The following is a 13,854-nucleotide window of genomic DNA, read 5'->3' as shown; positions in this document are numbered from 1 at the left end:
TCAAATGCAATTCGTTATTCGCGGTAAAAATATTGAAGTAACTGAGGCGATTCGTAAACGCATTATTAATAGTTTAGAAAAAATTAGTAAGTATAAAATTATTAATCTTGATGATTCAATTCATGTTGAAGTAAGAACTTATAAAGAAAATTTAAGTCGTGTTCGTGTTGTTCTTGATTTAAAAGGAAAGAGTAATCATTTACAAGCCGAAGCCCGGCATATTGATTTGTACGCTGCCGTTGATGAAGTGCGTCATAAGTTAGAAGAACAATTACGAAGAATGAAAGACCGTTGAATTCCGCGCGGTAAAGAAAAATTTACGAAAGTAGAATTTCCTCTTGACTTAACATTAGATGAGGATGTCTAATGCCATTATTAAATTAGATAAAATATCTTTTATTTTAAGAATTTATTGCTATAATTAACCCAGAGTTTTAACTCTTGGTGGAGGTGATGGGTTAATTTAATAAATTAGCATTTGGAAATTAAATATTTATTTTGTATAAAAATAACCAAAGAAGTTATTGTAAAAATAAAATTTCAAAGTAAAATGATATATATAGTAAAATAAATGAAAAGGGAGAATTAAATATGAAATTATCAGGATTAAGATTAATAACAGCTTTAGCAGGATTTCCTGCTATCATAGCATTACCAATTATTGGTTGTGGCGCAAAAAAAGACGCAGAAACTACAGTTAATGTTACTGATACCGATAAAGCAATTGATAAGATTACGATTGAAGAGGGTGATGCTTTAACAGTTAATAACGCAAAAGGATGAACTGATAAGAGTGTTCTTGAATTGATTCAGACAAAAGTTAATACTAAAATTAAAGGTGTGGATTCCAACGCTAAAGAGGTTGTGGTAGCATTAGTTGGAACAATTCCAAAAGCCCCCGGAGCAAGCAACAGTGCTGAAGTTAAATTTACTGTAAAAGCAAAAGCTGCTGCTGATGGAACATTTTTGAAAGAATTTACAATTAAAGTTAATCAAGCAGAAGAATAGTAATATCGTAATTTATAAAAAGCGATAATTCTTATTATAAAAAAATACACTTACAGTTGTAAGTGTATTTTTTTATAAAAATTATTTATTAATTAAATTCCTTGAAAAACTAATATTTGTTAGTAAAATATTTATATAAAAAAACTTAGAAAGAGGGATTAATTATTTATGAAGTGACTTGACTTATACCGTTTTTAACAAGTTTGACATTAACACCACTAGTTTATTGTGATGCCGCTTAGTAGTTGTGGCATTATTGAGATGAAAAAGTCAGGAAGTTTAGATAGTCGAATTAGTAGTTTGCCAGATACTGTGGAAATTAAAGATATTCCTCCAGCTAAGTGAAATTTTTTTGGTTTGCAATTGTATGCCGTTATGGATTTGATAGAAAGACTTTGAATGGATTTAAATAAAGCGAAAGTTAATTCAAACTTTGATGAAAGTTTTCAGTTTTATACATACTATAATGTTGTCGAGTTAATAATTACTGTGCGAGCAATGCCCAAATAAAAAGAAAAAAAAGAAGTTAAATATATTTTTACAATAGACTTGGTACATAACCTTTAATTTTATCTACTATTTTGATAATATTATTTCCTATATGAAGGGTAAATGTTAGATAAATACAAAGACGAAAATTAATTTTATAGTTTAATAGGCATAAAATATAAAACCTTTATGAAAATGGCAGAAATTTTAAAAGAAGTTGAAACTAAACAAAAACAAATTGGTGTCAAACCAAATAAATTATCAATAGAGCAAAGATTACTTATGACTTTAGAATAATGAAAAGAATATATTACATATCGTTTTATTGCAAAAAAATATAATATTAGTCATGTTAGTTGTATTCGTAATATCTTTTGATTTGAAAATACTTTAATAAAAAATAGTCACTTTCATATACCTGGCAAAAGGATATTGTTGGAAAATAAGGGTACTACTAATAATTTATTAGCAATTGATGCTACAGAAATTTCAGTTGAAAGAATTAAAAAAAACTAAAATTATTATTTTCTGGTAAGAAAAGGCAACATTCATTAAAATCGCAAATAATTATTGATTTATTTAGCAATAAAATTATTTCAGTAGATTTTTGTTATGGCAATATTTATGATTATAAGTTATTTTTAAAATCAAATACACTTATAAATCCAAAAATAGAATTAGTTGCTGATTCAGCATATCAAGGTTTGCAAAATATTCATAAAAATAAATTATTGCCAATTAAAAATAGTAAAAATAATCCTTTAAATCCAGATAAAAAGGAATATAAAAATTTTTTAAGTAAAATTAGAATTGCCATTGAGCATGTTTTTGCTAGATTAAAAAGATTTAAAATACTAGTTTATCGCATTATCATCGCAATAAGATTAGAAGTTTTGGATTACGATTTAACTTAATTTCAAAAATATATAATTTTGAATTAAGCTATTTCTAGTTATAGTTATGTACCAAGTCTAATGAAAGCAGATAAACAATTCTTTTTAACTAATATCTTGTAAAATTAGTGATTTCCCAGTAATATAACTTATATAACAAACAATACATGAAAAGAAGAATTAAATATTAAAAAAAGTTTTATAGCATTTTTAGCGACCTTAACATTAACCCCCATGACATTGGTGACAGTAATGCCGACGGCATCTTGTAGTTTAAAAAGTTGATGCTCGCATTAATGCGTTGCCAGATACTACTGTAGAAATAAAAGATGTTCATGAGAAATGGTGATATGTTCATGATTTTATTGGTCTAATTACATATGATATATATTGAATAAGTTAGGATTAAGAATTGATGAGGCGGTGTCGCAGATTGATTTTGTTGATCCTGGAGAAATTGATGTAACTGGTAATACTGTCACTGTAGATATTACTATTAAGGCGTTAGAAGGAAAAGGAACAGCATCCAAAACAGTTAAATATAATTTTACTAAAAAAGTAGTAAGTTGGATTTTTAGTCGTTAATAATATTTAAATCTTAATCATATTAATTTTGAAATACATTTACAAATGTAAATGTATTTTTCTTTTTTTTAAATAATTTTATAAATCCTTTTAAAAATTGTTATTTTCTAATATAATTGCTTATGGAAATTAATATTTCAGGGAGTTTTAAATGGGTGTTATTTTAAAAAATATTAGTATTGATTATGGTGAAACATTAGCGATCAATAATTTTAATATGTATGTGAAAACAGGACAATTAGTTACTTTGTTAGGACCATCTGGTTGCGGAAAATCAACAACGCTTTATGCGATTGCGGGATTATTGCAAGTTAATCAGGGACAAATTATTTTTAATGATAAAGATGTAACTAAACGGTCACCGCAAAATCGTAATATTGGTTTAATATTCCAAAATTATGCTTTATATCCGCATTTAAATGTTTTTAAAAATATTGCTTTGCCTTTATATCAAGATAAAAAATTTAAACGAACTGTTAAAAACAGTAATACTAATATTCGGTTATTAATTAAAGATTTGCAAGATAGTGGTTTAAATGTTGAAAAACAAAGATTTAAAAATCAAATTGCAATATTACTTTCTGAGTATTTAGAAACTTATGATAAGTTAGTTAATGAAATGATTGTTAATTATTTAGCAGATATTTTTAAATTTCATAAGCGTGAAGCTGCAATAATTTATAATGAAAAGCATTTAGAAACATTTCGTAATCGGATTCATAGTCAGTGATATGATCAATCAAGATTAGCCGTTCATATTAAATATTGTGATTTTTTAAATTTAATTTATCATAATATTTCACAGTTAAAAATAACTATTAATAATAATTTAAGTAGTTTTAAAACAACAAATAAGAATTTTAAAACTAGAGAAATTAATTTTGCAATTGATAAGTTTTTACTACAAATGAAATATAATTATTTAAATTCTGCTAAAAATAAGTTAAATGCTTTAAAAATTGTAATGAAAGATCATCAAAAAGCATATAATGAATTAGTTAAAAATTTTAAACAGCAACAGAAAAAAGATCACACTTTACAATATAGTTTGATTCATAGTAAGTATGTGAATTTTTTTAAGAAACATCAACAATTATGAGATAAAGAAGAACAAAAGGGGCTTGATAAGTATCAAAAGAAAATTGGTAATAATTTATTAGCGGCTTATGATGTTATGTTAATAAAATTAACAGCAATTGCTAATGAATATTATCAGTTATTACCAGCATTAATAACAATGAAAACTGATGAGCAATTAAATAACGAATTACAAGCATTAAAGCAACAATTAACTTCATTTAGAAAAGAAGTTAGTAAAAGTGTTAATCTTGTTGCTCAGCAAGTAGAAATTACTAATCAATTAAAGAAACGACCAGGTAATTTATCTGGTGGTCAACAGCAAAGAGTGGCGATCGCGAGAGCAATTGTTAAAGCTCCAGATATTTTATTGTTAGATGAACCGTTATCTAATCTAGATGCCAAGTTAAGAGTAACAACAAGAGAGTGAATTCGGCGTTTTCAACAAAAATCACAAATTACAGCAATTTTTGTAACTCACGATCAAGAAGAAGCAATGTCAATATCTGATTATATTTATATTATGAAGCAAGGGGTATTACAACAAGTTGGAACACCACATGAAGTGTATAATCAACCAGTTAATAAATTTGTTGCACAATTTATTGGCAATCCCACAATGAATTTTTTTAATGGGATAATTGATAAACAACATAATATTTGAATTGATGAGATTAAAATTGGTAAAGCCATAAAAGCTAAACCTGGCTATATTACTATTGGTATTCGCCCTGAAGATTTAAAATTAAATAGTGATTCATTAAATACTAAGTTTGTTAATAAAAAACCTTTAATTGGTGAAATTTCTTTGTTTGAAGAATTAGGTCGGAGCGCCTTTGTAACTATTAAGATTAGAAATAATGAATATGTTAAAACAGTTTGTGATATGGATGAAGATAAGTTTTATGAACACGGTGAAAAGGTAAAAATTAATTTTGTTAAAAAGACGATTTTTTTATTTGATCCAGAAACTGAATTAACTGTAGAGGTTGTTTAATGGCTAGTAAAAAACCGATTGAAAAATCTTTACAAACAAAATCTTCACAAAATTTTTTTAATTATTTAAAGCGATATTACAAAAAACCTAATAATGCTCAAAAACGCGATAGTACTCTTATTTCATTAATTTGGTTAACGCCAGCATTAACATTATTAGGAATATTTATGTTTTATCCAATTTTTATTGTTGCTAGAACAGCTGTTAATGGTGGTCCGGAAATTGATTTTAAATTTTCATGAAAGCATTTTGAATTAGTATGAAAAAATCATGAATTTCAAATTGCTTTAAAAAATTCCTTAATTTATTCAACAGCAGTTGTACCTTTATCATTAATTATTTCATTGATAGTTGCTAAGTTGTTAACTGGCATTATGTCAAAATGAATTTTTAATTTTTTGCAAGGTATTTTCTTTTTGCCATATGTTACTAGTGCAATGGCTGTTACTATGACTTTTGCTTTTATTTTTAGTCCTGAAGGAGTTATGAATACTTTGTTTGTTCTTTTTTATTTGGAAAAACGACCTTGATTAAATGATGCTAATTATGCAATTTTAGTTTTAATTATTTATGGAATATGAAAATCATTACCTTTTAATATCATTATGCTAACAACAGCGTTATTAAAAATAAATAATCAATATTATCAAGCTGCCGCTATTGATGGGATAAGTAAAATTAAGCAGTTATTTAAAGTGACGATACCTTTAGTTATTCCGATGTTAATTTACTTATTTACTATTGGGTTAATTGATTCTTTTAAAATATTTCCTTTAGGATTATATGCTAATTATATTCAAGCATCTACTTATCAGATTCAAACAGTTGTTTTTTGAATTTTTCAACGCCGAATGAATGCTAGTTACAATGAAGCAGCAGCAGCTTCAATAATCTTAATGATAATTATTTTATTAATTACAATTGTAACGCGAATTATTAGTAAACAATTATCAAGAAAATATAGTTAGGAGATTTTATTGATGAATAATTTCGGCAAGAAAATTAATGAATTGTTAAAGATGCATTGCAATAAAATTGGTTTGTGATTTAAAACTTGAGTCAGTCACCAAAATGTTGTGCGCAAAACTAATTTTACACAACAAATGGCCGGAAATAAAGGTTGAAAAAAATGAATTAGCATTGCAATTCGGTTCTTATTTTTATTAGTTATGGCTATTATTGTTGTTTTTCCATTTTACTGAATGATTATTACTTCATTTAAAACTGATGATGATTTAGATCCAACTAAGCCGCAAGGATTATGACCCGAAATTTGAACTTTTAAGTGGTATACATATCTTTTAGAAAATTCACAAATTAATGTTGGCAAGTATTTATTTAATTCATTTTTAGTAGCATTTCTTTCCACAATATTTAAATTATTTATTTGTGCTTTAGCGGGATTTGCTTTAGCACATTATCAGACAAAGTTTCGAGAAGCAATATTTATTTTGTTGTTATCAACACTAATGATTCCCGGGGAAGCGATTATGATTGGGCAATATTTGCTAATTTTGCGAATTGTATGAGATGATACCGCAGAAGCATTAGTAATTCCATTTATTGCTTCGGCTTTTACAATTTTTATGTTACGCCAAGCATTTGAAGGTATTCCGAAATCAATTGTTAGTGCTAGTAAGATTGATGGGTTATCAACTTTTAAATTCTTTTGAAAAGTAGCATTGCCATTAGTTCAACCAGTATTATGAACAGCGGGATTAATATCTTTTATTGCTAGTTGGAATGCAGTATTATGACCAGTAACAGTTTTAGATGCTGATTCAAAATGAGCAACTTTACCAATGTTATTATGAGAATTAATTCAAGTAACAGAACCAGGACCTAATAATCCAAGTATGCTAAGAGATCCACAACATTTAAAAATGGCGTCTGCTGTTATTTCTATTTTGCCGATGATTGTTTTATATTTACTTACCAAGAAACGCATTATTAATAGTGTTACAAAAGATGGTAGTGGAACTAAGGGCTAGGATTTAGCAGGAAGGAATAACAATTAATGAAAAAAATTAAGGCAATGTTAACAGCAACAATTTGATTAGGTTCGATTTTAACAATTTTTGCTTGTAGTCATTCGGAACGAAATGTCATTATGACAACTTATTTTAAAAAAGGTCAATTTCAATGAAATGCTTTAGAAAAGATTATTAATAATTTTAATGCCGACAATGTTAATAACTCGGAATTTGATCATCGCAAAATAATTTTAAAATTTGTTCAAAATAATGGTGTTGAGAAGGAAGTTAATGCTGGTTATTATGGTGTGAGAAAATTACCTAATTTGTTTACTAGTTATACTGATGAGGTTGTTAAATACTCTAAAACTTTACAAGAACAGTTAGTTGATGTTAAGATTCCCGATCTTAGTTCTTTTATTGATAAACCAAGCATTATTGATTCTTATTGACAAGAAACAATGTATAAGGATAAACAATATACAGTTCCCATTGGAAAATCATTAGATTTAATGTTTATTAATAAGAAATTATTGTTAGAAGTATTTGCTAAAGTTGATGGTTTAACTCCCCAAGCAAATTTATTATTACCACTTGGAGATAATTTAATTAATTATCAAGGAATGAATGGAAAATGAAAAGTTAATAAAAGTATTAATTGAAGTAAATTTCAAGACCAACTTAATGTTTTAAAAGAGTGAAATTCTCTTGAAACAATGAAAGCAGGAATTATTACTTGAAGTAGTTATCTTAGTTTATTGCAAGTAACTAGTCATTTATTAAAAAATTTAGCTAATTTAAAGAATCTTAATGAAGTATATGCAGTAGCAATGGATGATTTACTTAATGGATTATATGCGCAATATGCTAATAATGAGGCATTAAATTCTGAAACAAAAACTAATGAATTTCTTTATCGTGAAAATAGTGGTGGTAAATTCGTTTTAAACTTAAAAGGAAAGTCTTTTGAAATATTGCAGAAATATTTAAGCGATCTTCAAAAGTTAAAAGATTTAGCCAATCGCACGTCTAATGATATTAAGCGCAATACAGGATTGCATGTTAAATCACCAACAGCAACATCACCACAGGGGACATTTGCTAGTATCTTATTTAATCAATCTAAAACTTTAATCGGTACTGGTTCAACATCAGGAGTTCAGTTTTTGTTACAGGAAAAGCGACTTAAACCTGAGGATATTTGAGCATTACCATTACCGTTTTCTACTGGTGGTAAGTATGTTATTCAACAAGGTCCGGGAATTGCCATGTTTAAGATGAATGACCCGATTAAAGATAAAATTTCCGAAGCATTTATTAAATATGTAACATCACAAGAAGCTAATGAAGTTTATGCTTTTGATTCAGGATATTGGCCGATTAATAAAACTTCCTATGAAGCCGGCTCTTCTTATGGTCAAAAATTACATGATGCTCCGCCAGAATCTTATTTACAGGTTATTGCACAAGTATGAGAATTGATGAATTCAAAGAAAATAACAACCGCCTCGCTACCATTAACGCAGTGAGGAGCAATATTTCGTCAAACTGCATTAAAGTCATTAAATATTTTTCATCAAGATTTATTAAATGCGTCATATCCCGGAAGATTATTAAGTGAGAAAGAATTTTTAAATATTCTTAAAAGGCAAATTAAAGATGACGGGATTCATGATTTTATTATTGAACAATAAGGTTTTAAATATTTTTTATTAAGATATTTTAAAAATGTAACTAAATATATTTAGTTACATTTTTTAGATTGAAATATAATAAAACATCATTCTAGTAAATTTCCTTATGTTATAATAAAATTAAGGTTATTAATTAAGGGGGTTATAAGTTTAACCTATTTATTATTTTATATTAATCTAATATTTTATTAAGGTCGCGTTTAGTTTTCTTAGGTATTGCTTTGAAGAAATAAAACAATCAGCTAATTCTAATTATATTATTTAATTACTAAACTAACCACCCCTTCCTTATTATTGTCATTTTTATTCGTTTTCGTTTTATCATATTATTGAATTTTTACACAATAAAAAATTATTAATTTTATTAAATTTCCACTAATATATATTAATTTATATTTTTACTTACTTAAATCTATTATATTTATTTGTTACAGCATTACCTGGATTGACAACCCTTTTTAGGACAATTTTTATATAGACATTTGTTTTCTAAAAGTAACTGGAGATAAATAATTTAAACTGCCATGTATTCTAAGATTATTGTATCAATTAATGTAATCAAATAATTCAAGTTCTAATTGTGCAAGATCATTGAATTTTCTACCATTAATAAATTCTGTTTTAAAAACTTTATAAGTTGCTTCAACAACTGCATTATCATAAGGACAACCTTTATTGCTTAATGATCTTTGAATTTTAAATGTAGATAATAATTGATCAATTATATTATTTTTAAACTCATTACCTCGGTCGGTATGAAATATTTCAATTTTTGATAATGGTCTAATAATTCGCATAATAGCTTGATAAACCAACTCCGTATTTTTATTTGGTCCGGAACTATAACCAACAATCTCGCGATTATACAAATCAATTAGGAGACATACATAAAATCATTTAAAACCCACACTTTTATATAAGTTAAGTCACTAACGATAATTTCATTTATTTTTCTATTATTAAAGTCTCGGTTTACAATGTTATTTACTGGATCATTATTTACTTGAATATTTTTGCATTTAAGTCTTGTTTTTGTGTACTTTGATATCAAATTATTGTTTTTCATAATGTTTCTAATTTTGTGTCTAGATAGGTTAATACTTTTATGAGCTAATACTACTTTGATTTTTCGAGCTCCATAGACTTGGTGGATTTCGTTAAATGCACCGATAATTTCTTGATTATAATTATTCACTATTTTCCTTGTGTATTTATTAATTTGATAATAGTAATTGGATTTTGAAATATTTAATAATTTACACATTTTTCTTATCGAATATTTTTTCTTATTGCTATTAATTATTGTTATTTTTTGGCCATTATCAGTGCGGCTTGCTTTAAAATGTCATTTTCCATTTTTAAGTCTTTAAGTTCTTTTCGTAAAGTTATTATTTCATTTTCTTCTAGTGCGCGATTGTCTTTTGCTTTAAATGAACCAGAATTATTATAATTTTTAACTCAACTATAAATAGTTGGTTTTGGTAAATTATATTCTTTCCCTAAATTAATAACATTTTTGCCATTTTTGTATAGCATGACAATTTGTTTTTTAAATTCTTCAGAGTATGAGGTTTTATTTCCCATTTTTATATTCCTTCTTTCTTAATAATTTCGAAGTCTATATAATAATTATGGTCCAACTTATTGTAAACTATCCAATATATAATTTATTATTTAATACTACTCCTGCAGATTCATTTCATCCATTTGTTGTAATAACAATTTTTTGTTGTCCCGTTGTCGGTGTCGGATCATACTCATAAACATTATTATCTCCTGAACCAAAATAAAGTTTATTATTGAAAATAATACCCGAAGAGCGAATTCCTTTGTTGGTATGAATAACAATTTTTGTTTTACTAATTTTATTATTTTCATTATTATTTCGTTTTTGTTTTTTTATGATTTATATTTTCTTAATTATTAATAGTTTGTTCTTGTGTCTGGGCGGGTGAATTACCAACAACCCCCATTATTCCACTCACTACTTGCTATTGTTATTGTACTTAATAAACTAAGTAATTTTTTCATATTAATCAAATCCTTTTCGTTAATTTTTACTAATTAATAGAATTTACCGAACAATCAACGCCCTTTCTCAAACTTGTACAGTCTAAATTAATACAAGTTGATTATAACTTATTAAATAAGAATTTCTATCATTTTTTCAGGATATTGAATACTAATTCTAAAAAAAATTATCATTAAAACAGAAAAAATAAACTAACGAAATTTAACTTTGTTAAAATTATTCTACCAAGAAAGGCGATTTTTTTTATGTTAAAAATTAATAATAACGTAAAAACCGTAGAAAACAAACATTGATTTAGTTTATTTACAATCCATAAAAATATGTACACCAACAAATGTGAACAATTAGCTAATGAATATGAAAAATTAGATGAATACTTATATAAATATCATTATCGGTTAAAACAAGGTTATAAAGTAGTTCATTTTGCTTGAAGAACAATTACTACAATTTTTGGTGAAGTTGTTTTTAAGCGACGCCGATATAAATATTGAAATCAAAAATTAGGGAAATTTAAATATGTATGTTTATTAGATAAAGAAATTGGTTTATTGCCTAAACAACGCATTTATTTTGATGTTCAATTTAAAGTTTTAAGTTTTTTGAGTGATGGTAAACGCTATCGCGATGTTTTAGATGCTCTAAATCATTGTTATATTTCAAAAGCTAGTATTTCAAGTATTTTAAATAAATATGATATTGCTGAATATTTTCAACTAGCAGAAAAAGAAACTAAAAATATAGTTGATATCAAAAATAAGAATTTATATATTCAACTAGATGAAAAATTTTTAGCGACATTAGATCAGAAAGTTATAAACAAAAAACCAAAGAATTCGTTTGGTTACTTTTCATACCGGACATAAAGAAAAAAATTACAAAAATGCTCGTAGAGAATTAGAAAACAAACGAGGTTATTTTCTAATGTTAAAAGTTGGTAAACGAATAAATACGATGGATTATCGTGATTTATTAATTAAAGAATTACAAAAAGATTATTTGAATATCAATTATGACAGAATAATTGTTTGCGGCGATGGTGATGCTTGAATTAGAGAAATTGTCAATAGTTTTGGTAATGTTAGATATATTTTAGATGGTTATCACACTATTAAAAAATTAAAACAAACGATATTTATATTTAATATTGTTTTTGAAAATCGTAAAGTAGCACTAAATAGTTGAATTAAATTATATAAGGACGGAAATCATCAAGAATTAATCAAAATTATTCGTAATGTTGTTAAAAATGAATTAAATAAAGATATTAAAACAAATTTAAGAAAGGCGAGTAATTATTTCAAAAACAATAAGCACAGTATTCATCATCAAAATTTAGAATGAAATATCGATTGTGGCATTGAAAGCGATGTATCGCATTTAGTAAAACAACAATTAGGTAGGATATAGAGCAAAAATATATCATCATAAGAATTTGAATAACCTATTACATTTAAGAATGGCAAATTTAAACAAATTAAATGTATTACATTACATTAATGAAAATATTAATTCAGAAATAGAAATCAGAAAAGAAATATATAAAAATTCATTATGAAATAAATATAATAAGAAAAATGATGATAGTTGAATTAATTATAAAGGTAATGCTGTAACAAATAAATATAATAGATTTAAGTAAGTAAAAATATAAATTAATATATATTAGTGGAAATTTAATAATATTAATAATTTTTATTGTGTAAAAATTCAATAATATGATACAATGGTAATGAATAAAAATGACAATAACAAGAAAGGTGGGGTTGGATGGTTTACAATAAGGTTGGACCATAATTATTATATAGACTTCGAAATTATTAAGAAAGAAGGAATATAAAAATGGGAAATAAAACCTCATACTATGAAGAATTTAAAAAACAAATTGTCATGCTATACAAAAATGGCAAAAATGTTATTAATTTAGGGAAAGAATATAATTTACCAAAACCAACTATTTATAGTTGAGTTAAAAATTATAATAATTCTGGTTCATTTAAAGCAAAAGACAATCGCGCACTAGAAGAAAATGAATTAATTTACTTACGAAAAGAATTAAAACAATTACGAATGGAAAACGATATTTTAAAGCAAGCCGCACTGATAATGGCCAAAAAATAACAATAATTAATAGCAATAAGAAAAAATATTCGATAAGAAAAATGTGTAAATTATTAAATATTTCAAAATCCAATTACTATTATCAAATTAATAAATACACAAGGAAAATAGTGAATAATTATAATCAAGAAATTATCAGTGCATTTAACGAAAGCCGCCAAGTCTATGAAGCTCGAAAAATCAAAGTAGTATTAGCTCATAAAAGTATTAACCTATCTAGACACAAAATTAGAAATATTATGAAAAACAATAATTTGATATCAAAGTACACAAAAACAAGACTTAAATGCAAAAATATTCAAGTAAATAATGATCCAGTAAATAACATTGTAAACCGAGACTTTAATAATAGAAAAATAAATGAAATTATCGTTAGTGACTTAACTTATATAAAGTAGGTTTTAAATGATTTTATGTGTGTCTCCTAATTGATTTGTATAATCGCGAGATTGTTGGTTATAGTTGCGGACTAAATAAAAATACGGAGTTGGTTTATCAAGCTATTATGCGAATTACTAGACCAGACCATTATCAAAAATTGAAATATTTCATACCGACCGAGGTAATGAGTTTAAAAATAATATAATTGATCAATTATTATCTACATTTAAAATTCAAAGATCATTGAGTGCGAAGGGTTGTCCATATGATAATGCAGTTGCTGAAGCAACTTATAAAGTTTTTAAAACAGAATTTTATTAATGGTAGAAAATTCAATGATCTTGCACAATTAGAACTTGAATTATTTGATTACATTAATTGATACAATAATCTTAGAATACATGGCAGTTTAAATTATTTATCTCCAGTTACTTTTAGAAAACAAATGTCTATATAAAAATTATCCTAAAAAGGGTTGCCAATCCAGGTTAATTTAGTGATTAAATAATATAATTAGCTGATTGTTTTATTTCTTCAAAGCAATACCTAAGAAAACTAAACGCGACCTTAGATAATGGGTGTGTTAGCTAGTGGGGGGTTATAA

12 protein-coding genes and 2 pseudogenes are annotated in these 13,854 nt (G+C 25.9%); 13 read left to right on the top strand and 1 reads right to left on the bottom strand.

The features are described from left to right. The first annotated feature begins 4 nt into the window (after window positions 1-4). The 9 genes from hpf to AACK93_RS01240 all read left to right on the top strand — a co-directional run bounded on the left by hpf (window position 5) and on the right by AACK93_RS01240 (window position 8,716). Window positions 5-367 carry a ribosome hibernation-promoting factor, HPF/YfiA family gene (gene hpf, locus AACK93_RS01280; protein ID WP_339024774.1) on the top strand — a complete coding sequence of 121 codons (363 nt, stop codon included), beginning with the start codon at window positions 5-7 and terminating at the stop codon, window positions 365-367. 224 nt (window positions 368-591) lie between these two features. Further along, window positions 592-1,008, top strand: a complete 417-nt coding sequence (locus tag AACK93_RS01275) for a hypothetical protein (RefSeq protein WP_339024773.1) — start codon at window positions 592-594, stop codon at window positions 1,006-1,008. Between the two features lie 261 nt (window positions 1,009-1,269). Next, the gene (locus tag AACK93_RS01270) at window positions 1,270-1,518 is read left to right on the top strand and encodes a hypothetical protein (RefSeq protein ID WP_339024772.1); all 249 of its coding nucleotides are present in this window, start codon (window positions 1,270-1,272) and stop codon (window positions 1,516-1,518) included. Between the two features lie 497 nt (window positions 1,519-2,015). Then, a complete protein-coding gene (locus AACK93_RS01265) occupies window positions 2,016-2,411 on the top strand; it encodes a transposase family protein (RefSeq protein ID WP_339025439.1) in 396 nt (131 codons plus the stop codon). 369 nt (window positions 2,412-2,780) lie between these two features. Beyond that, entirely contained in the window at window positions 2,781-2,975 is a 195-nt protein-coding gene (locus AACK93_RS01260) for a hypothetical protein (protein ID WP_339024770.1), read from the top strand. A 151-nt stretch (window positions 2,976-3,126) separates the two neighbouring features. Beyond that, entirely contained in the window at window positions 3,127-5,049 is a 1,923-nt protein-coding gene (locus AACK93_RS01255; protein WP_339024768.1) for an ATP-binding cassette domain-containing protein, read from the top strand. Next, window positions 5,049-6,017 (top strand): sugar ABC transporter permease, encoded by a 969-nt coding sequence (locus AACK93_RS01250; RefSeq protein ID WP_339024766.1) that lies wholly within the window; start codon window positions 5,049-5,051, stop codon window positions 6,015-6,017. The genes AACK93_RS01255 and AACK93_RS01250 overlap by 1 nt, the downstream gene beginning before the upstream one ends. A 12-nt stretch (window positions 6,018-6,029) precedes the next feature. Next, a complete protein-coding gene (locus AACK93_RS01245) occupies window positions 6,030-7,040 on the top strand; it encodes a carbohydrate ABC transporter permease (protein WP_339024764.1) in 1,011 nt (336 codons plus the stop codon). Between the two features lie 26 nt (window positions 7,041-7,066). Beyond that, a complete protein-coding gene (locus tag AACK93_RS01240; protein WP_339024763.1) occupies window positions 7,067-8,716 on the top strand; it encodes an extracellular solute-binding protein in 1,650 nt (549 codons plus the stop codon). A gap of 470 nt (window positions 8,717-9,186) precedes the next feature. On the opposite strand, the pseudogene AACK93_RS01235 reads toward AACK93_RS01240, so the two are convergent. Continuing rightward, window positions 9,187-10,300: pseudogene (locus AACK93_RS01235) on the bottom strand (IS3 family transposase). Window positions 10,301-10,993: 693 nt separating this feature from the next. Between AACK93_RS01235 and AACK93_RS01230 the strand changes: the two are divergent. From AACK93_RS01230 to AACK93_RS01215, 4 genes and pseudogenes are all read left to right on the top strand, one after another. Beyond that, a complete protein-coding gene (locus AACK93_RS01230) occupies window positions 10,994-11,614 on the top strand; it encodes a UPF0236 family transposase-like protein (RefSeq protein ID WP_339024762.1) in 621 nt (206 codons plus the stop codon). Further along, entirely contained in the window at window positions 11,589-12,158 is a 570-nt protein-coding gene (locus AACK93_RS01225) for a UPF0236 family transposase-like protein (protein ID WP_339024761.1), read from the top strand. Before AACK93_RS01230 ends, AACK93_RS01225 begins: the two co-directional genes overlap by 26 nt. 49 nt (window positions 12,159-12,207) lie before the next feature. Next, window positions 12,208-12,390, top strand: coding sequence for a hypothetical protein (locus AACK93_RS01220; protein WP_339024760.1), 183 nt, complete (start codon window positions 12,208-12,210; stop codon window positions 12,388-12,390). A gap of 200 nt (window positions 12,391-12,590) precedes the next feature. Beyond that, window positions 12,591-13,707: pseudogene (locus AACK93_RS01215) on the top strand (IS3 family transposase). Window positions 13,708-13,854 lie beyond the last annotated feature (147 nt).

This window comes from Spiroplasma endosymbiont of Agriotes lineatus (assembly GCF_964019485.1).
Classification (GTDB): Bacteria; Bacillota_I; Bacilli_A; order Mycoplasmatales; family Nriv7; genus Nriv7.
Note: the sequence above shows the minus strand (reverse complement) of the source record. Positions and strands in the feature narration are given on the sequence as shown.